At 44.4% G+C, this 20,660-nt stretch carries 18 protein-coding genes; 7 read left to right on the forward strand and 11 right to left on the reverse strand.

The window, feature by feature from the left end; genetic code table 11:
• Both FTV13_RS02460 and FTV13_RS02465 read left to right on the forward strand, forming a co-directional pair.
• Complete coding sequence (locus FTV13_RS02460; protein ID WP_180010866.1) at nucleotides 1-1,977, forward strand: MacB family efflux pump subunit; 1,977 nt, start codon at nucleotides 1-3, stop codon at nucleotides 1,975-1,977.
• Between the two features lie 10 nt (nucleotides 1,978-1,987).
• Nucleotides 1,988-3,400 (forward strand): efflux transporter outer membrane subunit, encoded by a 1,413-nt coding sequence (locus FTV13_RS02465; protein ID WP_180010868.1) that lies wholly within the window; start codon nucleotides 1,988-1,990, stop codon nucleotides 3,398-3,400.
• Nucleotides 3,401-3,456: 56 nt separating this feature from the next.
• On the opposite strand, the gene FTV13_RS02470 is transcribed toward FTV13_RS02465, so the two are convergent.
• A complete protein-coding gene (locus tag FTV13_RS02470; RefSeq protein ID WP_180010870.1) occupies nucleotides 3,457-5,271 on the reverse strand; it encodes a tetratricopeptide repeat protein in 1,815 nt (604 codons plus the stop codon).
• 102 nt (nucleotides 5,272-5,373) lie between these two features.
• Nucleotides 5,374-6,144, reverse strand: a complete 771-nt coding sequence (locus FTV13_RS02475) for a ThiF family adenylyltransferase (protein ID WP_180010872.1) — start codon at nucleotides 6,142-6,144, stop codon at nucleotides 5,374-5,376.
• 198 nt (nucleotides 6,145-6,342) lie between these two features.
• Here FTV13_RS02475 and FTV13_RS02480 point away from each other — a divergent pair, with 198 nt between their 5' ends.
• Nucleotides 6,343-6,591, forward strand: coding sequence for a hypothetical protein (locus tag FTV13_RS02480; RefSeq protein WP_159124233.1), 249 nt, complete (start codon nucleotides 6,343-6,345; stop codon nucleotides 6,589-6,591).
• Nucleotides 6,592-6,626: 35 nt separating this feature from the next.
• Here the strand turns inward: FTV13_RS02480 and orn are convergent, their stop codons facing one another.
• Nucleotides 6,627-7,181 carry an oligoribonuclease gene (gene orn, locus FTV13_RS02485; RefSeq protein ID WP_004782074.1) on the reverse strand — a complete coding sequence of 185 codons (555 nt, stop codon included), beginning with the start codon at nucleotides 7,179-7,181 and terminating at the stop codon, nucleotides 6,627-6,629.
• A 125-nt stretch (nucleotides 7,182-7,306) separates the two neighbouring features.
• Between orn and rsgA the strand changes: the two genes are divergently transcribed.
• The 4 genes from rsgA to secB all read left to right on the forward strand — a co-directional run bounded on the left by rsgA (nucleotide 7,307) and on the right by secB (nucleotide 9,636).
• Nucleotides 7,307-8,365, forward strand: coding sequence for a ribosome small subunit-dependent GTPase A (gene rsgA / locus FTV13_RS02490; RefSeq protein ID WP_179992385.1), 1,059 nt, complete (start codon nucleotides 7,307-7,309; stop codon nucleotides 8,363-8,365).
• Between the two features lie 93 nt (nucleotides 8,366-8,458).
• Nucleotides 8,459-8,866 carry a rhodanese-like domain-containing protein gene (locus FTV13_RS02495; protein WP_005232169.1) on the forward strand — a complete coding sequence of 136 codons (408 nt, stop codon included), beginning with the start codon at nucleotides 8,459-8,461 and terminating at the stop codon, nucleotides 8,864-8,866.
• Between the two features lie 21 nt (nucleotides 8,867-8,887).
• Entirely contained in the window at nucleotides 8,888-9,142 is a 255-nt protein-coding gene (gene grxC, locus FTV13_RS02500; protein ID WP_004782071.1) for a glutaredoxin 3, read from the forward strand.
• A 35-nt stretch (nucleotides 9,143-9,177) separates the two neighbouring features.
• Nucleotides 9,178-9,636: a protein-export chaperone SecB gene (secB, locus tag FTV13_RS02505; protein ID WP_004782070.1), complete on the forward strand. Its 459-nt coding sequence runs from the start codon at nucleotides 9,178-9,180 to the stop codon at nucleotides 9,634-9,636.
• A 51-nt stretch (nucleotides 9,637-9,687) separates the two neighbouring features.
• Here secB and FTV13_RS02510 read toward each other — a convergent pair whose 3' ends face one another.
• The 8 genes from FTV13_RS02510 to FTV13_RS02545 all read right to left on the reverse strand — a co-directional run bounded on the left by FTV13_RS02510 (nucleotide 9,688) and on the right by FTV13_RS02545 (nucleotide 20,517).
• Nucleotides 9,688-10,086 carry a cytochrome b562 gene (locus FTV13_RS02510; protein ID WP_180010873.1) on the reverse strand — a complete coding sequence of 133 codons (399 nt, stop codon included), beginning with the start codon at nucleotides 10,084-10,086 and terminating at the stop codon, nucleotides 9,688-9,690.
• Between the two features lie 189 nt (nucleotides 10,087-10,275).
• Nucleotides 10,276-11,082 carry an enoyl-ACP reductase gene (locus FTV13_RS02515; RefSeq protein ID WP_004782067.1) on the reverse strand — a complete coding sequence of 269 codons (807 nt, stop codon included), beginning with the start codon at nucleotides 11,080-11,082 and terminating at the stop codon, nucleotides 10,276-10,278.
• A gap of 128 nt (nucleotides 11,083-11,210) precedes the next feature.
• Complete coding sequence (locus FTV13_RS02520) at nucleotides 11,211-12,032, reverse strand: TatD family hydrolase (RefSeq protein WP_171505610.1); 822 nt, start codon at nucleotides 12,030-12,032, stop codon at nucleotides 11,211-11,213.
• Nucleotides 12,029-12,991, reverse strand: coding sequence for an RsiV family protein (locus tag FTV13_RS02525; protein WP_180010875.1), 963 nt, complete (start codon nucleotides 12,989-12,991; stop codon nucleotides 12,029-12,031). Before FTV13_RS02525 ends, FTV13_RS02520 begins: the two co-directional genes overlap by 4 nt.
• A 49-nt stretch (nucleotides 12,992-13,040) precedes the next feature.
• A complete protein-coding gene (locus tag FTV13_RS02530; protein WP_180010877.1) occupies nucleotides 13,041-13,868 on the reverse strand; it encodes a hypothetical protein in 828 nt (275 codons plus the stop codon).
• 95 nt (nucleotides 13,869-13,963) lie between these two features.
• Entirely contained in the window at nucleotides 13,964-15,556 is a 1,593-nt protein-coding gene (locus tag FTV13_RS02535; RefSeq protein WP_180010879.1) for a peptide chain release factor 3, read from the reverse strand.
• Nucleotides 15,557-15,843: 287 nt separating this feature from the next.
• Entirely contained in the window at nucleotides 15,844-17,901 is a 2,058-nt protein-coding gene (locus tag FTV13_RS02540; RefSeq protein ID WP_180010881.1) for an EAL domain-containing protein, read from the reverse strand.
• A 426-nt stretch (nucleotides 17,902-18,327) separates the two neighbouring features.
• Nucleotides 18,328-20,517: a carboxy terminal-processing peptidase gene (locus tag FTV13_RS02545; protein ID WP_180010883.1), complete on the reverse strand. Its 2,190-nt coding sequence runs from the start codon at nucleotides 20,515-20,517 to the stop codon at nucleotides 18,328-18,330.
• Between the last annotated feature and the right edge of the window lie 143 nt (nucleotides 20,518-20,660).

The raw sequence follows: 20,660 nt of genomic DNA on the forward strand, positions 1-20,660 counted from the left end.
ATGAATCAACAACAGCAACCTCTACTCGAGGTCAAGAATCTGGTTCGTGAATTCCCTGCGGGTGAAAGCACGGTCCAGATTTTAAAAGGGGTCAATCTGGAGATTTATCCGGGCGAACTGGTCGCCATTGTCGGTCAGTCCGGTTCGGGTAAATCCACCCTGATGAATATTCTGGGCTGTCTGGATAAGCCAACCAAGGGCAGCTATAAAGTTAAAGGCCGTGAAACCCGCGAACTTGAAGCTGATGAACTGGCGCAGTTACGTCGTGAATATTTCGGCTTTATTTTCCAGCGCTATCATCTGCTCGGTGATTTGAGTGCGGCAGGTAACGTCGAAGTTCCAGCGATTTATGCCGGTGCAGATTCAGATGCCCGTCATGAACGTGCTGTCAAGTTACTGACTGATTTAGGCTTGGGTGAAAAAACTCAGAACCGTCCGAGTCAATTGTCTGGTGGTCAGCAGCAGCGTGTTTCGATTGCCCGTGCCCTGATGAATGGCGGTGACGTGATTCTTGCTGATGAACCGACTGGTGCACTGGATAAGAATAGCGGTATTGAAGTGATGCGGATTCTGCGTGAGCTGAATGCCAAAGGTCATACCATTATTCTGGTCACGCACGATCATAATGTGGCAAAAAATGCGACGCGCATTATCGAGATTTCAGACGGGAATATTATTTCAGATAAACCAAATGTCCCTGAAGTTGATGATGGTTTCGAGAAAGAAAATCTGGTTCGAAATGAACAGAAGAAAATCTCGAGCTGGCGTTCCGCGGTAGACCGTCTCGGTGAAGCTTTCCGTATGGCTTTATTGGCCATGAATGCACACCGGATGCGAACCTTCCTGACCATGCTCGGGATTATTATCGGGATCGCGTCGGTTGTTTCAGTCGTTGCGCTCGGTAATGGTTCACAAAAGCAGATTCTGGAAAATATCAGCAGTCTCGGGACCAATACCATTACCGTATTCCAAGGCCGGGGCTTCGGGGATAATTCACGATCCTCCCAATCTAAGACGCTAATTCCCGCTGATGCCGATGCACTGGCAGAACAGCCTTATGTGGATGGGGTCAGCCCATCGGTCAACAGCAGTGTGACTGGACGCTTCAAAGAGATCGAAGCATCGACCACTGTCAACGGCGTTAGTGAAGACTTCTTCTATGTCAAAGGTATGACCTTTAAATCAGGTCAGCCATTTGATAAAGAAAGTATCATTGAACAGGCGCAGGATGTGGTGATTGATACCAACACCCAAAATACTTTCTTTGCAGATGGCACCAATCCTGTCGGTCAGGTACTGCTCTTAGGCAGTGTACCGAGCCGGGTGATTGGCGTCATTGATGCGCAAAAAGGCATGATGGGGAATAATGATAGCCTGAATGTCTATCTACCCTACTCTACCGTCATGAGCCGTATGCTGGGTCAACCGAATGTGCGTCAGATCATTGTGCGTATTAAGGATGAATATCCAAGTGCAGCCGCGGAAAATGCCATTTTAAATCTACTGGTCCAACGCCACGGTGCGCAGGATGTGTTTACGCAAAACGCAGACAGTATCCGTGAAACGATTCAGCAAACGACCCAGACCATGACCTTGCTGATCTCGGCAATTGCAGTGATTTCACTGGTTGTCGGTGGGATCGGGGTAATGAATATTATGCTGGTTTCCGTGACTGAACGTACTCAGGAAATCGGAGTACGGATGGCGGTCGGTGCGCGCCAAAGTGACATTCTGCAGCAGTTCCTGATTGAAGCTGTTCTGGTTTGTATTCTGGGCGGTATCTTAGGCGTATTGCTGTCACTCGGTATCGGTCAGCTGATTACGCATTTTGCTGGAGGAACCTTCCAGATGGCATACTCGACCACATCGATTGTCGCGGCCTTTGTCTGCTCAAGCCTGATCGGTATTGTGTTTGGCTTTATCCCGGCACGTAATGCAGCCCGTTTGAATCCGGTCGATGCACTTTCTCGAGAATAAGGAATCTGATATGCATACTCTTACCAAACTTGCCAGTGCCCTGATTCTAGGGAGTTCATTGGTCGGCTGTGCGGCCGTGGTGAAAACGCCGTATGAACAACCTGCTGTACAGGTGCCTAACAACTTTCAAAACAGTAAAGCTGTAAGCCAGCAAATCCATGCTGATATTCTGGCAGATCAATGGTGGACTCTATTTAAAGATCCGCAATTGAATAGTCTGGTGAATGACGTACTGGCAGCCAATAGTGATCTGGCCGTAGCCGGGATTAATTTGCAGCAAGCCCGTATTCAGGCCAGACAGACACAAAGTCAGCAAGGTGTACGCATCAGTGATGCAGGACTAACCACGCGTAGAAGCTTTGATCTGGAAGATGGCAGTAGTTCATCCGGTTTTGGGGTTAATTTCCCTGGCTTAAGCTATGAACTGGATCTGTTCGGTAAATTGGCCAATCAGACTGAAGCAGCACGCTGGGAAGCCCTGGCATCTGAAGAGGACTTGCAGGCGACTGCACAAAGTCTGATTGGTACGACTGCTCAACTGTACTGGCAGCTGGGTTATCTAAATGAACGTTATAGCGTAGTTCAACAAAACCTAGCGACTGCACAGCGTACCTATGATCTGGTCAATGTCCAGTATCGCGCCGGGGCAGTATCTGGTCTCGATCTGACTCAAGCTGAACAGGCGATCCAAAGCCAGCAAGCGACCTTAAGTCAGATTGAACAGCAACGTGTGGAAACGCGTACGGCGCTGGCAGTACTCATGAATATGCCTGTGCAACAGCTTTCGATTCAGGAACCTAAACGTTTACCGAATATTACTTTACCGTCGATTGAAGCCGGCTTACCTGCTAGCCTTCTCTCCCGTCGTCCTGACTTGAGAGCCACTGAACTGCGTTTGCGTAAAGCCTTGGCCAACAAGGATGCCAATAAAGCCAGTTATTATCCTTCGATCAGTCTGACTGGCAGCCTAAGTACCGGCGTGGGCACCAGTTCATCATTGTCAGATGCACTTAAAAATCCGGTGGCGACCTTAGGTGCTGGACTCAGCCTGCCATTCCTGCAATGGAATGACATGAAGCGTGATTTGCAGGTGAATGAACTGGAATATGAAAAAGCGATTATCCAGTATCGTCAGACCATGTATGAAGCTTTTGCCGATGTAGAGAATGCCTTGTCTAATCGTACTGAACTCACCAAACAGGTTGCGTTACAACAGCGTAACGTTGAACTGGCTGAACGTACTGAACGTTTGACCGAAGTGCGTTATCGTAATGGTGCAGTAGCATTGAAAAATCTGCTGGATGCACAGGAAACTACGCGGAATGCCCGTCTATCTTTGGTGCAAACCCGACAAAGCCAATACAATGCTTATGTGACCCTGATGCAAGCTTTGGGTGGTAGCCCGATCAAACAACTACCTTAAGCAATATATTTGACTCAAAAAAGACCGCTGTTAGTCAGCGGTTTTTTTATTGAAGTTTACATATGCAGATAAGCATTTACATTGTTGAGCTGTTCAATAGAAGGCTCATGTCCTAACAGACTGCCTTTTTCTAGCCATTGACGGGCAATTGCAATATCACGTTCTACACCAATGCCTTTGGTATATAAGCGCCCCAGATGACTATAAGCATCAGCATTCACCTGCGCAGCCGCTTTACGATAGCACTGGATTGCCTGATCCAAATTGGCTTCAATGCCAATTCCTTGTTCCAAAGCCTCACCTAAAGCATTTAGTGCGAGACCATTATGCTGGCTCGCAGCCTGTTCCAGATATTTCAGTCCTAAAGCCGTATCCTGCTCCACCTTTTTGCCCTTTAAATACATTAAGCCTAATTCGGTCTGGGCTTGTGCATTGCCCAATTGAGCTGCCTGATGCAGATAACGTTTGGCCTGTTCCTCATTCAATTCAAAGACTGGATAAAAACCAGAATATGCTTGATACAGATACCAGGCAGCCTTACTTGATCCTTTCGCCACCGCCTGATTCAAATATTGAATTGCCTTTTCTCGGGTCGGCAGCGGATATTCAGGCAAGCCATAAAAACGTCCCACTATATAAATCAGATCAGCTTCAGACTGTGCTACAAGTTGCTCTTGCTGTGCAATTGCCTGAATCATTTGGGTAGCTTTAGCCGTATCTTTGGCTATACCTACTCCGTTTAAATAACAGAGTGCCAGGCCCATCTGACTGAAGCCATGATCAGGATCATTTTGCAAAGCATGTTGATAGAGTTCAAATGCTTTCTCCGGTTCATGTTCGACCAGATAGGATTCAAAATATAGTGCAGCAATCAGACTCAAGGCCTGAGAATGCTGGGTTTGTGCTGCTTCAGACCAGTAACGAAATGCCATGGTTTCATTTTTTTGCACATACCAGCCATGAAAATAAGCCAGACCGATCAGGGTTTTGGCCTGTGCATCTTTATGTTCTTTGGACTGCTGTAATAGATGCTTAAACACCCGTTGACGTTGATCAGGATCAATAGTACCGAGTAACACGCCGGCATAGTAATCATATAAACCACTCTGATCACCGAGATGAATACAGCGTTTAATGAAACTCAAAGCCTGCTGTTGATCTTTGGGCAAGATTTTGCCATTTGCATAGGCTTCGGCAATATCCTGATTGGCCGCCAAGTGGTCCTGCTGTGCTGCCAGAAACAGATAGTGAATACCCAGACTTAAATCTTGCGCTGCACCATCCGCCAAATAATATTGGGCTAACTGATACTGTGAATTGGCATGTCCCTGCTCGGCATTTTGAATTAACAGTTGCAGACGTTGCTGTTCTGCAGTGTCATGGTCAGATTCAGCCAGCTCAGTGATGCGATACTGCGCATCCAGATGACCACGCACGACCGCATGCCGATACCAGTACAAGGCTTTTTCAGGATCATTTAATTGGTATTGATGACCATCATAGATCTGGCCTAAATGATAGGCCGCATCCTCACCACCTAAACTATAAGCTTTTTCAAGAAAACTAATCGCTTTTTCTGTGCTCTGCTCACAGCCCTGTCCGTTTAAGTGCATTAGGGCCATGCCCACATAAGCCTGCGGCAATTCCTGCTGCTGGGCCAGCCCCTGATAAATTTGATAGGCACGTCCATAGTCCGGGTGATGCGGATCCGTACTTAGACGGGTTGCATACTTCAATTGAGCATCAATCTGTTCAATCCATAGATCATGATGCACGGCTTTGGCCTGATCACGTTTCACCGGATCAGGACGTTTCCACATCCAGATTGCTAAAGCCCCAATCCCCAAAACCAGCACTAGCAAAAACCACATAGCTGCTCCAAAACCAAAAGATTGTTTTTGTTATATGTATAAAAATTCATTTTAAACTTAGCATAAAAAAAAGCACAGATCGTGTGCTTTTTTTTGACTCAATCAGGCTTTAAGTCTTTTACTATCGAGCTTTTTCAATACTTCCGATACCGCAACCATGGCGAAGCTAGATGTCACTACCACTGCAGACCCATAACCACCACAGCGTAAGCCTGCGCTTGCACAAACATCTGCACTCGAGAATGGGTTATCGATAGAGTAGACACAAGTGATGCCAAATTTTTCTTTTGGCTTTTTACAGATGCCTTTAGCACGTAATTGCGCACGTAATTTTGCCAGCATTGGATCCTGTTCGGTTCTGGATAAATCGGCTACCCGGATTTTTAAGGGATCCAGTTTACCGCCTGCTCCACCGGATACAATCAATGGAACCTTGTTAAAACGGCAATGCAGCATCAAGGCAAATTTCGCTTTGACGTCATCGATACAGTCCAGAATGATGTCAGGATTTCCTGACAGAATTTCTTTCACATTTTCTGGCGTCAGATAATCGTCAATCAGATTGATCTTGATGCGTGGATTAATCGAACGGCAGCGTTCTGCCATGATTTCGATTTTTTCACATCCTAGTGTCGCCGTCATAGCTGGTAACTGACGGTTAATATTCGATGCTGCGACCACATCCATATCGACCAGTGTGAGCTCACCAATCCCGGTACGTGCCAATGCTTCGACTGCCCATGAACCAACACCGCCAATTCCGATCACCATCACGTGACTGTTTTCATAATGATGAAAGCTATCGTTACCATAAATTTTGGCTACACCCGCAAAACGGCGGTCATACTCATCATCTTGAAGCAGATCAGTCATAGGTCATCAATAGCAAGAAAAACACCAGAGCATTTTAGCAAAATCATGGACACTTTACTGCCACTAAAATTCAGATACAAAATCAGTCAAAAAAGCTTTCTTGTGCCATCGTTAACACACGTAAAATCGATCAAATTACAACCATCATAAACTTCACAATATTTCAATTATTATTGTCCTAAAGGGAGCCAGATCAGCATGCTATTTAACGCCCTTTTTGCCCTGATGGTTTTCCTGTTCCTGCTCTATCTTTACGGTTTAACCTTTAAAAAGCAGAAAAATTATTATCTCAGTATCATGATCCGTATCCTGACTTTGGGATTATTTGCTTTGATTATCTTGGATCAATATGAAACCCAAACCCATCTTGCTCTGGTGCTTCTGACCTGGGTACTGTTTGAAAGCAGTGAAAACTTTTATCACAAGAAACTTTCTGCCAAGCAATAAAAAAGAAGCTTTCGCCTCTTTTTTATTTGCTCGGATTATTTATTCATAATGAAGAAATATTCACGATAATATTTCAGTTCAGCAATCGAATCACGGATATCATCCATCGCTAGATGCGAAGCATTTTTCTTCAGACCACTCATGATTTCAGGGCGCCAGCGTTTTGCCAGCTCTTTTACTGAAGATACGTCTAGATTACGGTAATGGAAATACTGTTCCAGTTCAGGCATTAAACGGTGCAGAAAGCGACGGTCCTGACAGATCGAGTTACCACACATCGGCGATACTTTTGGATTGACCCATTTTTTCAGGAATTCAATCGTTTCACGTTCTGCATCCTGAGCAGTCAATTTACTGCGGCGTACACGCTCAATCAGGCCAGACTGACCATGCTGGCGAGTATTCCACTCGTCCATCGCATTCAGGATACGGTCAGATTGATGCACAGCTAGCACGGGCCCTTCGGCAAGAATATTTAGGTTATCGTCCGTTACAATCGTGGCAACTTCAATAATCTGGTCATTATCTGTATCCAGACCTGTCATTTCCAGGTCAATCCAAATCAGGCGGCTATCCGGGGTGCTGCTCATAAATGTGCAATCTTATTAGGCTATAAAACATTTATAGTAGCAAATTTATTACGTCGATGCTGTAACTGACACCCCGCTTCATGCTATTTTTGCCATCTCGCTCCCATGGTTTTTTTAGGATTTGAATGGCTTTAATACGTAAACGTCGTTTAACTGAACAACAACAACGTCGTATTCAAAAACAGCACAAAACGCGTCAGGAAGAGATCGATACCTCTCAAGACCTGGAAGGACTGGTCGTGCAGCATTATGGCCGCCAGCTTGAAGTCCAGGCCTTGTCTGTACCTGAACAGCATCCTGAAAAACCGGTCGTGGCTGAAGGTGAACCTGAGCCATTCTGGAAGCCGATTGAACTAGGGAGTGTCTGGCGCTGCCATACCCGAACTAACCTGGAATTGCTGGTAACAGGTGACCGGGTCAAATGGCAGGCTGATCCCAATACCGGACTCGGCATTATTACAGCGATTCATCCGCGCACTTCTTTGCTGACCCGTCCTGACCGTTACCACAAGGTTAAACCGGTTGCCGCCAATATTTCCCTGATTGTGATTGTGTTCGCCCCATTGCCTGAACCAGCACCGGGTTTGATTGACCGTTATCTGGTGGCTTGCGCAGATGCAGAGATTCCAGCACTTTTAGTTCTGAATAAATCAGATTTGCTTAAGGAAAATGATCCAATTCTGGATCTGCTTAAAGAATATAAAGATTTGGGTTATGAAGTGATGCAAACCCAGTCCGATGGCGATCTGACAGAACTATCCGCTCGTCTGAATGAGGAAACTGTAGCGTTTGTCGGTCAGTCTGGTGTAGGTAAAAGCACGCTGATTAATGCGATCGTCCCGGATGCTGCACAGAAAACTAATGTCATTTCTGAAAACTCGGCACTGGGTCAGCATACGACGACCTCCACACGTCTGATTTCCTTTGGCGATGGCGCTGCTCTCATCGACTCACCAGGGATTCGTGAATTTGGTCTCTGGCATCTGACCTTGGATAAAGTCCAAAGTGGTTTTCCGGAAATTGAAAACTTGCTCGGTCACTGCCAGTTCCGTAACTGCACACATAAGCATGAAAAGCAGTGTGCCTTACGTCAGGCAGCATCAACAGGGGAAATTTTGCCGCGCCGGCTGGAAAGCTATTTACGTTTAATCGGCGAAATTAACGAAGCGCAGCAAAAAAATTAATTTTCTTAAGGCTTAGCCCTTGAAGCGGTGATTTTGATCACCATATTTATGAGCTATACTCTTGGCAATTTTAAAATTGTAATTAGGTGAATTGTGGAACGTTGGTTCGAGTTTATGGGGAATCACCCCTTCTTGTTTGGAACACTCGCGGTACTCGTGGTTGTCTTCTTCATCATCGAAGGTCAACGTAATGGTCGCAAAATCTCTCCGCAATCGCTGGGAATTTTAGTTAAAGCAAAAAATGCCATGCTGATTGATTTACGTGATGCCAAAGACTTCCGTGAAGGTCACATCAGTGGTAGCCGTAACATTCCATACAGCCAAATTACAAAACACGTTGATGAGTTAAAAGCATCTGATCGCCCGTTGGTGTTCATTTGTAATCTTGGGCAAGTTGCAGGTTCTGCGCTTCAACAGGTAGGTCATGCAGATGCCTACCGTCTGGATGGCGGCATTACAAACTGGAAAGCTCAAGGTTTACCTTTGGTGAAAAGCAAATAATCTGCGAACAGGAGATTGATCATGGCTGAAGTTACTATCTATTCGACGACAGTATGTCCGTATTGTATCCGTGCAAAACAGCTCCTTGAGCGCAAAGGTGTTGCATTCAAAGAAATTAATTTATCGAATGAAGCCCCTGAAGTGCGTCTTGAATTGATGCAACGCACCAATCATCGTACCGTGCCACAGATTTTTATTAATGAACAATTTATCGGCGGTTTTGATCAACTTTATGCCCTAGAGCGTGAAGGCAAACTAGACGAATTATTGGCTTAATTTACTAAAACCTACCTCATATCAAGGATTAAAGAATGAGTGAAGAACAACAAGCTCAACCACAATTGGCATTAGAGCGTATTTACACTAAAGATATTTCTTTTGAAGTTCCTGGGGCACAAGTTTTTACCAAGCAATGGCAACCTGAGTTAAACATCAACCTTTCTTCTTCTGCAGAAAAAATTGATCCGACTCATTTTGAAGTGGCTTTAAAAGTTGTGGTTCAAGCAACCAATGAAGGTGATACAGCGTTTATCGTTGACGTGACTCAAGCAGGGATTTTCCTGATTGATGGCGTTGAAGAAGAGCGTCTGCCATACATTCTTGGTGCTTACTGCCCGAACATTCTGTTCCCGTTCCTTCGTGAAGCGGTGAATGATATGGTCACTAAAGGTAGCTTCCCGCAATTGCTGCTTACTCCAATCAACTTCGATGCTGAATTTGAAGCGAACATGCAACGTGCGCAAGCTGCTGCTGTTGAAGGTCAAGCTTAATCACTTGATCTTGAAGTTAAAAAAGACCGCAATTGCGGTCTTTTTTATGGCTTATTTAAAGGCTTGATGCCCCTGCTTTTTAATCTGATCCATTTTCCCTGTCAATGTTTGTGCTTTGGCTAGCTGATTGGCTGCAACAAGTTGCTCAGCTTGTTTAATCTCTTTCAATAAGTCAGTTAACAATCCCTGATAAGCCGTAATTTTTGCATCTTTGGATTTTAGCTTTTGTAGACCTGAGGGTAAATTTTTCTGGCAGACTTCCACAGATTTTTGCATGCCTTGCAATGCTGCCCGCGCTTCTTTGCTATCCTTGGCAGATTTGAAATTTTTTAAATGATGGTCAAGTTCATGCATATTGTCATGATAGTGATTGTCTGCTGCCATGCCCGACGTGGTGATCCCCACAGTTCCCATCACAAAAATCATGCTGATTAAAAAATTTTTAAACATCCTTAATTGTCCTGTATTGTTTTTATATTAAGCATCTTAGTGGGAAAGTCCTGAAAGATAAATTATTTTGATCCAAATTCTTGTATCACTTGTCATCAGACTTACATCATTAACAATTAGAGTTAAAAATAAAAAACCCTCAAAAACTTGAGGGTTTTTCTCTGCTGAGAATTAATCTCTTAAAGAGACTTATTCTGCATCCAGCATCAGTTCAGCACTCATGCCCACTGTATTATAACCAGCATCGACATACATGATTTCACCAGTAATCCCGTTCGCCCATGGTGAGCACAGGAACAATGCTGCATTACCGACATCTTCAATGGTCACATTGCGTTTTAGTGGAGCCACTTTTTCATTCAGATCCAGCATTTTACGGAATGATTTAATGCCAGATGCTGCCAATGTACGGATTGGACCAGCTGAGATGGCATTCACACGGATACCTTCTGCACCCAGGCTAGATGCCAGGTAACGTACACCTGCTTCTAAAGAGGCTTTCGCCAGACCCATCACGTTGTAGTTTGGCATCACGCGTTCAGAACCTTGGTAAGTCAGCGTTAACAGGCAGCCTTGACGTGCAGCCAGTAATGGCTTCGCAGCGCGTGCCATCGCGATAAAGCTGTAAGCACTGATATCATGGGCAATCTTGAAACCTTCACGGTCAGTCACATCAGTAAAATCACCATCTAGGGTATGTGCTGGTGCAAAACCGATTGAATGTACGACACCATCCAGACCATCCCAGTGTTTTGCCAGTTCTGCAAATGCATTGTCAATTTCAGCATCTACGGCCACATCACAAGGAAAAACCAATTCCGAACCGAATTGTGCAGCAAAATCATCTACACGTTTTTTCAGCTTTTCATTTGGATAAGTAAAAGCGAGTTCTGCACCTTCACGATGTAATGCCTGAGCAATACCAAAAGCAATTGATAATTTACTTGCAATACCTGCGATCAAGAAGCGCTTACCCGCCAATAGTCCTTGTGCCATGTGAATCTCACTCAAAATAATTTATATGCATGATGCCAAGTCTAAAGCATTTTAGAAATTGCATAATGCACCTTTTTTCACTGGATCATACATTGAAATACGCTTTCCGACCGATGTAGGGTTTTATCTTAGATCGCCAGATGTAAAGCCTGATGGGTGTTTTTCCAGAGCTGCTGTGCCAGTTCATCCTGATCCATATGCAGACTCTTGGCCAAGCCTTGCAGGACATAAGGCAGATTGGCAGGCGTATTGCGAGTCCGCTGTTCTGTCGAATGCTGGCAACATAAGGGCGTCATGTCCGGACAATCGGTTTCAAGTACCAGATGTTCCGGTCCTACCTGCTGTACTACCTGATGCAGTTTTTTGGCATTCGGATTGGTGATTTGTCCTGTTATTCCAAGCTTGAAGCCCAGCTTGATAAAGGCTTTGGCTTCTTCAATCCCGCCACCAAAGGCATGGGCAATACCGCCCTGTTTAAACTGATGCTGTTTTAGAATCTGTAAAACATCGGCATGAGATTTGCGGATATGCAGTAACACAGGTTTATCAAACTGCTGCGCCAGTTCCAGCTGTGCAGCAAAAAAATCTTTCTGTTTCTGAAAAAGTTCCGGCTGTTTATGCCGTTTATCGAAAGTATCCAGACCAATTTCACCAATGGCAATACAAGGCTCTGTGCTTAATAACTGCTCCAGATCCTGTAAATGCTCAGGTTGATGCTGCTCAATATAAAATGGATGCAGGCCGGGTGCCAGATGACTTTGAGGCGCATTGTCTAACTGATTAATAAAATGATGCGTCTGCAATAAATCCTTAAACCGGCTCTGTAAAAAACCGATTAAAACCAGATGCTCCACCCCTGCTGCTTTGGATGCATAAGCCAGCTGTTCCCGATCATGATCAAAATCGGGAACATCAAAATGGGTATGGGTATCAAATAACGAAACCATCAGCGTGCTTTGGCAGGAGTTGCAGGCTGGGCTTCTGAAGCAGCGTTCTCTGTTTGAGGCAGATATTCAGGTTTCAAAATGCCATTCAACTGTTCATAAGGAATGACCAGACGTGGCAAACCGACCACATAAGGACCAATTTCATATTCAGCATATTGCAGCGCCAGTCCCTGTTTAGACAGATAGAAATTATCCGTCAGTTTGAATTTCCAGGCCTGTTCATATTCGGCTACATCATTGGCCAGTTTAGATTCCATCACCCAGGTTTTAAAAGCCTCATAAGCTTTGGCTTCGAGCTGAGCCTTTTGTTTAGGCAGAATGATATCGTCCAGCTTAAACAGCTTTTTCTGCTCAAGATCAAAATTGTAGTAGGTTTGAGCAGAAGCGCCATGCGCACCACCGAGATAATGAGTACTGTTTAAGACCACAGTCGCGAGTGGATCACCAGACTGTAGAATTCTCGGTTTGATCATCAGGCTAATACTATGACTGGCACTGAGTGCTTTCAACTCCTTATCCAGATTCAGGAAAGTCTGCATATGCGGCTGAATCTGCTGTTCAAGCTGCTGTTTTGGAGTTTTGACATTGGCTAATGCGGTTTGCGGTTCGGAAGCAGCGGCTTCAGCTTCACTGGCAGCCGATGCTTTCGCCGGTTCGATCGCATCAATAGACAAAATACCCTGTAGCTGCTGCAGAATCTGCTGATCTATCCATTCATCAATAAATGGCTGATTGCTTTTCAATCGCTCAATAGAAATCTCAGGACAGTTTTTTCCTTCACATTCAGGCAAGGCCAGTTTCAGCTTCTCAGTATCACCGCTCAGCTTCAGCACTTCAGGCTGAGCCTGTACCACTTCAGGTGCAGCAGGTTCTTTCGGCTCTCTTTCCTTAGGCTGGCAGGCACTCAGCAAAACTGCTGATGCCAATACTGACAGACATAAAACATTCTTATAATTTGACATGCATTAACCTTTATTCAACATCATCATTTATCCTTGCAGGACCTACCTGTTAGAACATATTCTGATAAATATCCACTTTCAAGACTTGTTGTGTTTGTTCTTTGGTTAAATAGATGTCCAGTTGTTTGGCATCTTTGCTAATTTCCTGACTCCGATAATGTAGACCAATTCCTTCCTGATCAAAGAACCAGTCCGCCTGCCCCCAATACAGTTTTTTTGGAGCTTTCTGCTGGACTTCTGCATTATTGTCCTTTAACCATTTTTGGTAAGCCTGCTGCACAATTTGGTCCATCTGCAACTGCTGTTCAGGATTGATAATATCCAGAGGACTGAGTATTTTTTGCTGCAGCCGGTCAGCCACAAAAAAATAATAGCGTTCATTAACGCGGATATTTTCCTGTGTGCTGTCTACCCCAATTTGCATTAACACAAATTGATTACGCTGATAAGGAATGCGGGTATAAAGAGATAATTCGTAGGCCTTATTCAGTTTGAGCTGGGCTTGCCAGGCATCGGATTTTTTTACATAGGCATTAACCGCCTGCTGCAGGCTCATATCCTGCTTTAGGCCAATTTGATCCTGAATCACTTTCGCCTGCTGCTTTTCAATAGACTGGTTTAGCCAGGCATCGGCTGTCTTTAAGGTCTGAATATCCAGATTAATACAGTTTTTGGTCTCACAAAATGGCAAGGCAATATCGGCCGATTTCTCCTGAATATTCAGGTAAGGCAAAAATTTGGCTTTTTCTTCAGGGGTGACTGCTGCAGATTTTTTTTGTTCTGTCGCTGGCTGTTTTTTTTCATTTTTATCACATGCTCCAAGTAACAAACTACAGCCAATGACTGAACCGAGCAGGATTTCCTTACTAAACTTCATGATTTTTTAGAGATATAAGTAATGAGTGGTTTAAATGTAGCACAAAATAAAACAGCTTCCGGAGAAGCTGTTTAACATTTTCCAAGCCTGAAGGCTTAGTGTTCGCGTGTATTACGGAATACGATATCTGGATAACGTTCTTGCATCAGCTGTAAGTTCACTCGGCTTGGTGCAAGATAAGTCAAATGACCCCCACCATCAACAGATAACTGGTCATGGGCTTTTTTCTTGAATTCGTTGAATTTCTTCTCATCTGCACAAGACACCCAACGTACTGTATTGATGCTCACTGGCTCATAAATACAGTCCACCTTGTACTCTTCTTTCAGACGATATGCTACCACTTCGAACTGCAGCACACCCACAGCACCAACAATCAGGTCATTGCTGTTTTGTGGCATGAATACCTGAGTCGCACCTTCTTCAGAAAGCTCTTTCAGACCTTTTTGCAGCTGTTTTGACTTTAATGGATCTTTCAGACGGACACGGCGGAACATTTCCGGTGCAAAGTGCGGAATACCAGTAAATTGCAGTTTTTCACCTGAAGTGAAGGTATCACCGATCTGGATGGTACCGTGGTTATGCAGACCGATAATATCACCCGGCCATGCTTCTTCCAGATGCTGACGGTCACCAGCCAGGAAGGTCAAGGCGTCGCTAATGCGGATATCTTTATCGATACGCACATGCTTCATTTTCATGCCTTTTTCATACTTACCTGAACAGATTCGCATGAAGGCGATACGGTCACGATGTTTCGGGTCCATATTGGCCTGAATCTTGAAGATAAAGCCTGTGAAACCTTCTTCATCTGCCTCTACTTTACGGTCTTGAGTCGGATGCGCTTTGGGAGGCGGTGCATATTCGCTAAATGTATCCAGAACATGGTCGACACCGAAGTTACCTAAAGCTGTACCGAACAGCACTGGAGTTTGACGGCCTGCCAGGAATTCTTCACGATCTAATGGCTCATTCGCCATTTGTACCAGTTCCAACGATTCTTCAAACGCAGCCCAAGCCAGCTCTCCGACTTTTTCACGTAAGTCTGCATGATCATAGCCATCACGAACTTCGATATCAGTAATCACTGAACCAAAACCGGCTTTATAGACATAGAACTTTTCTTCGAGCAGGTTATAGACACCTGCAAAGTCACGTCCTGTACCGAGTGGCCAGGTAATCGGCACACATTTAATTTTCAGGACATTTTCAATTTCATCCAGCAGCTCTAAAGGCTCACGGATTTCACGGTCCATTTTGTTGACGAAAGAAATGATGGGGGTGTCACGCATACGACACACTTCCATCAATTTAATGGTACGTTCCTCGACACCTTTTGCACCGTCAATCACCATCAGCGCTGAGTCTACCGCAGTGAGGGTACGGTAAGTATCTTCCGAGAAATCTTCATGTCCCGGGGTATCGAGCAGGTTAATCATCTTGTCCTTGAACGGGAACTGCATGACGGACGTGGTGATCGAAATCCCACGCTCTTTTTCCATTTCCATCCAGTCAGAAGTGGCTGCACGATCCGATTTACGGCTTTTCACCATACCTGCAACCTGAATGGCCTGACCCCATAACAGCAGTTTTTCTGTCATGGTGGTTTTACCGGCATCGGGGTGGGAAATAATGGCGAATGTACGTCGCTGAGCGACCTGTGCCGCTAACTCATCTTTAAAACTCATGGAAAATACCTACTGCAGAACCGCAGTGCTCAAGATCAAATACGATCAATATGAAAAATTGACGATATTGTAGCAGATTTCTAGAGCCAATAAGCAGCCCTATAAACTGGAGAAATCGCAGTTTCCCATTCTCTTTTCTGGTTGAACTGATATTTTTTTGGCTCGTCGATTTAACGGATTTAATTCACTACCCAATCTAGAAATTATAAATCGATAACCACATAAATTTTATAATTTACAATTGATTAGTTTAATAATAAAAAATTCTAAATAGTGATTTACCGGGTTCAAGAAACAAAGGCCCTAGCTTCAAGTTGCTCGACATCCATCGGTTTACCCAGCAGATAGCCCTGCATCTGCTGACAGCCCAAACGGGTTAAAATTTCTGCCTGCTGCACAGTTTCAATTCCTTCAGCTGTCACTTTTAAACCGAGTTTAATGGCCAGCTGAATAATACTTTCAAGAATCATTTCTTCCTTGGAACCTGCACTCAGACCCTGAATAAATTCCTTGTCAATTTTCAGCTCATCGACAGGCAGGTTTTTTAAATACAGGAAGCTAGAATGCCCGGTACCAAAATCATCAATCGCCAACTGGATGCCCATTTGACGCAACTGCTGCAAAGTCCGGATACTCGAATCAATATGATGCATGGCAGTCGATTCGGTAATCTCGATCATCAAATGTTGAGGATCAATTTCATATTGATTCAGAAGTTGTTCCAGTGTGCTGATCAGATGCTTATGCTCAAACTGAACCGCAGATAAATTGACGCCGATTGGGAAAAAATCAGCATGATCAGCTTCCCAGAGCTGAATCTGTTTGCAGGCCTGCTCTAGAGCCCAGTAGCCCATCGGAATAATCAAACCGGTTTTTTCTGCTCCGGGAATAAACATATTCGGACCCAGCAAACCATGCAATGGGTGCTTCCAGCGGATTAGCGCTTCTACACCACAGATCTGCTCATCATGGGTAAATTTTGGCTGATAAACCAAGATAAATTGCTGTTCTTCTACTGCCTTATACAGATCATTGATCAGTTTACTCTGGCTTTTGCTTTCATGCTGATCGGTCGAGAAATTAAAAACAGAATAGGTATTCCGTCCCTGATACTTGGAAGTCAACATGGCGGCATCTGCATTGATCAGCAGATCCTGCAGATTCTGGCCATGCTTCGGATACATGGCGATCCCGATACTGCCCGAGATATTGATGGTCTTGCCACTGATCTGGAAACTTTCCTGAATCAGTTCCAGAATCTTTTCTGATATTTTCGAGGCCTGCTCTACTGTAGTATTTTCCAGCACCAGCAGAAATTCATCGCCACCGATCCGCAGCAGTTTGGAATCATCTCCCAGAATTTGATGAATACGATAAGCCAGCTGAATCAGTAGCTGATCCCCAACGTGATGGCCAAACACATCATTCACGGCTTTAAAGCGATCCAAATCAATATATAAAAAAGCGATTTCATGCTGAGCATCTTGCTGCCGGCCAGAAAACAGCAATTGTGCATATTTGACCAGATATAAACGGTTTGGCAGTTTGGTGAGATTATCCTGAATCGCCTGATTCGCCAGCTCTTTATTGGCCAGCATCAGCTGACGGTTACGTGATTCAAAGCGTAACTCCAGCATGGCTACGCCAAATGCAGTCACCAGTACCAGACAACTAATCAGGATGACTGAAAATAGCAAGTCATAGTGGGAATGACTGATCTGGCTCAATGGATGGGCATTTTCATAAAAACTGAGTGCCGCCATTCCCGTATAATGCATCCCGACAATGGTCAACGTGAGCATACTTGCGACCACGAGCTTCATCCGGATCGTACTTTGCACTGCCTGTCGATATTTGAATGCCACCCAGAAACTGAGTCCAGCCCCACTTGTCGCAATCAGAATCGAACAGATCATTAATAAAGGGTGATAGGCAGTCACATGATTTTTAACATTCAGGCCCAGCATGCCCACATAGTGCATTCCTGACATACCCAGCCCCATCAGGACAGCCCCTAGAATCAGACGGGCACAAGGCAAAGTTTTACGGGTGGTGAGCCAGATGGCAAAGGTTGCTCCCACAAAGCCAATCACATAAGAACTTAAGGTGAGTGCAGTATCGATATCATAAGCATCAGGAAAATGAGCTGCCGTCATGCCGACATAATGCATTCCCCAGATTGCTAGCCCCAGCAAGCCACCGCTGAACAGTAAAATAAGGGTTTTCAACCTTAGCGATACATTACGAAATAGCATCTGCTCAAGCGTAAGCGTCAAATAGCAGGCAATAAATGCCACAGCCATCGATCCAATGAGCAGACTGACATCATGATGAGCATGAATCATATAAAATGTTCCATCTGGGCGATCATTTTTATTTTATTGCGCAGCTGTATTCGCACGATTCCCCGCTAAATTTACGCCCTATAAAAAATAAAATACTCTTTTCAGAGTTCATCCCGACTGCTTCAAACTTGAAGCTATATACAAAATTTATTGCAATATTTTTATCTCTTCAGTAGCTGGAGTGAAGTTTAAAATTGCCCTGAATCGATAAAATAAAAATTCAGCTTATATATTAGAAGTCTTTGAGATTTTATCAATTGATTAAATTTAATATTCCAGCTTTTTTATTCGACATAAATCACAAATTTTTCTTTTTTATTTAGTTACATAGCACTTTATATTTAATTGATATTGCATTTTATTTGCACAAAAAAACAGCCTATCGAAATAGGCTGTTTTTAGAACTTATATTACTTTATGTTAAAGTTACTGTTTTGACTGTACTTGAGCATAGTCAGCCAAGACATGTGCGGCTTCCAGCACAAAAGCTTCTTCTTCCGGTAATGCCGGACGCTCTTTGGTTTTCATTTTCGCCCGGGCTTCAACCATGGCATCCAGAGATGCCTGATAACTTTCCCAGTTTGGATAAGGTTTCAGGCCGGTTGCAGCACGGCGGGCATTTTCAGCTTCTAAAGCTTTACGCTCGATATCCAGCAACTCAGCTTTACGCTGTTCCAGATCCAGAACTACACGTTTTTGGTCTTCGACTTTTTTCATAGCCGCTGTACGCTGTTCCAGATACTTGAATTGAGGATTCTGAGCGACACGCTGTTGAGATAACTTGGCCAGTTCCGGTACATATTTTTGTACCACACCTTCACGTTTAAATGGTGCAGTTGGAATCGTATCCCACTCTAGGGCATTTTTAGCCTTACGTTCACCAAACTCTTCGTTATAGATATCGACCAGCTTGATATCCGGAATCACGCCCTTGTTTTGGGTACTACCCCCCGTCACACGGTAGAACTTACGCTGAGTCAGTGTTGCCTGACCATGTGCCAAGCTATCCAGCTGAACCTGCGCAGTTCCTTTACCTGTTGTGGTACTACCAATCACGATGCCACGTTCATAATCCTGAATTGCTGCTGAATAAATTTCACTTGCAGATGCAGAAGCCAGGTTCACCATTACTGCCAATGGACCGGCATAAGTTTGTGCACCACCATCATCATCTTCAAAGACGCTGACATTACCGTTACCATCACGAATCTGAACCACAGGACCTGACTTGATCACCTGTCCCAGCATACGTGCCACTTCTTCAAGTGAACCACCCGGGTTATTGCGCAAGTCTACAATAATACCGGCAACATTCTTCGCAGCCAGCTCTTTCAGGGCCTTATTGGTATCTTCTGATACGGAACGGTAGTCGGTACCCGCACGACGGGCACGATAGTTCAGATAGAAAGATGGAATTTCAATCACACCATATTGATATTTTTTACCATCACGCTGGATTTCAACGGTACGGGTTCTAACCCCGGCATCTTCTTCCTGAATCACATCACGTACAAGACTAACATTACGCGCCTGTCCCATGGTCGCACCCGGGCCTAATAACTTCAGCGTTACTTTGGTGCCGCGCTTACCACGAATCAGGCCAACAATTTCATTGCTCGGCCAGCCGATTACATCAACCATCTGTTCGCCGTCTTGAGCAACGCCAACAATACGGTCACCTGATTTTACCTGTCCTGATTTGCTGGCAGGCCCACCTTCTACAATGGTTTCAATCTTGGTGTAATCTTCATTACCACGTTCCGGACGAATCGACACCCCAATCCCTTCCAGCTGCAATGTAGTCTGACGGTTCAGCTCCATCGCATCTACAGGCGGGAAATAATTACTGTGCGGATCATAAGTCAGCATCATCGCATTCAGGGTTTTGTCCAGCACATCATCACTCTTGATCCGGCTGAGACGCTCTAACTGACGGGTATAACGCTTAGTCAGAGTTTGAGCAGGCGTTAAATCTTCCGGCCCAGTCAGATCCTGGCCATTTGCCAGTTCTGGATTGGCTTTGAGTGCATTCTGCTTAGCTTGCTCTTCTTCCTTACTGATCGTCAGGTTAATCAGCTGAGAAACCAGCATTTTTGACCAGTGAGCACGTTGTTCAGCCTGAGTTTTAAAGAATGGCGCTTTTTCGCGATCCGTTTCAATATATACATTCTTCTGATTCAGGTTTTGCGGTTTTTTCAGTTCTTCCAGCATAAAGGTATAGAACTGGGCTAAACGCTCACGATACTGCGCATGAATTTCATAAGGGCCAGACAAATTGCCGGCTTTCAGATTGGCACCGAAAGTAGCGCCATAGCGTTTTTTATAATCTTCTATTTCAGATGCCAGAAAAAGACTGTGATCTGCATCCAGACTATCAATATAAAAATCAAAGATACGCTGTGAAGTCTGAGCATCCAGACGCATATTCAAATAATGTTGGCGATCAACGAGAGTTGCCAGTTGTCGGGATACCAATGCCTGTTCTTGAGAAGGTTGAAGCACTGCTTTGCTGACTACTTCTTTACCATCAGCTGCAATTGCATCATTCACCACATGGGTAAAAAATAATCCGCCTGTCGCAATCGCAACTGCACAAGCTATTGTTTGAAATTTCATAAATAATTCGTACTTCCTTGGCCTCAAGACCAATTTGACCGTGTTGCTTTTCGAGCAGAACTTAAAGTATTCAGCATCTTAAACAACTTAATATGTTTATGTCGTGTAGTTTTATCATATTCTGTGCTGACAAAGTGTAGCAA

This window comes from Acinetobacter sp. YH12235 (assembly GCF_013417705.1).
Classification (GTDB): Bacteria; Pseudomonadota; Gammaproteobacteria; order Pseudomonadales; family Moraxellaceae; genus Acinetobacter.

Bases quoted from the DNA above. Each gene is read 5' to 3' on its own strand.
- FTV13_RS02460 (WP_180010866.1), top strand. From the start codon at position 1: ATGAATCAACAACAGCAACCTCTACTCGAGGTCAAGAATCTGGTTCGT.
- FTV13_RS02545 (WP_180010883.1), bottom strand. From the start codon at position 20,517: ATGAAATTTCAAACAATAGCTTGTGCAGTTGCGATTGCGACAGGCGGA.
- FTV13_RS02535 (WP_180010879.1), bottom strand. From the start codon at position 15,556: ATGAGTTTTAAAGATGAGTTAGCGGCACAGGTCGCTCAGCGACGTACA.
- FTV13_RS02480 (WP_159124233.1), top strand. From the start codon at position 6,343: ATGCTATTTAACGCCCTTTTTGCCCTGATGGTTTTCCTGTTCCTGCTC.
- FTV13_RS02540 (WP_180010881.1), bottom strand. From the start codon at position 17,901: ATGATTCATGCTCATCATGATGTCAGTCTGCTCATTGGATCGATGGCT.
- FTV13_RS02470 (WP_180010870.1), bottom strand. From the start codon at position 5,271: ATGTGGTTTTTGCTAGTGCTGGTTTTGGGGATTGGGGCTTTAGCAATC.
- grxC (WP_004782071.1), top strand. From the start codon at position 8,888: ATGGCTGAAGTTACTATCTATTCGACGACAGTATGTCCGTATTGTATC.
- FTV13_RS02475 (WP_180010872.1), bottom strand. From the start codon at position 6,144: ATGACTGATCTGCTTCAAGATGATGAGTATGACCGCCGTTTTGCGGGT.
- FTV13_RS02515 (WP_004782067.1), bottom strand. From the start codon at position 11,082: ATGGCACAAGGACTATTGGCGGGTAAGCGCTTCTTGATCGCAGGTATT.
- rsgA (WP_179992385.1), top strand. From the start codon at position 7,307: ATGGCTTTAATACGTAAACGTCGTTTAACTGAACAACAACAACGTCGT.
- FTV13_RS02525 (WP_180010875.1), bottom strand. From the start codon at position 12,991: ATGTCAAATTATAAGAATGTTTTATGTCTGTCAGTATTGGCATCAGCA.
- FTV13_RS02465 (WP_180010868.1), top strand. From the start codon at position 1,988: ATGCATACTCTTACCAAACTTGCCAGTGCCCTGATTCTAGGGAGTTCA.
- FTV13_RS02530 (WP_180010877.1), bottom strand. From the start codon at position 13,868: ATGAAGTTTAGTAAGGAAATCCTGCTCGGTTCAGTCATTGGCTGTAGT.
- orn (WP_004782074.1), bottom strand. From the start codon at position 7,181: ATGAGCAGCACCCCGGATAGCCGCCTGATTTGGATTGACCTGGAAATG.
- secB (WP_004782070.1), top strand. From the start codon at position 9,178: ATGAGTGAAGAACAACAAGCTCAACCACAATTGGCATTAGAGCGTATT.
- FTV13_RS02510 (WP_180010873.1), bottom strand. From the start codon at position 10,086: ATGTTTAAAAATTTTTTAATCAGCATGATTTTTGTGATGGGAACTGTG.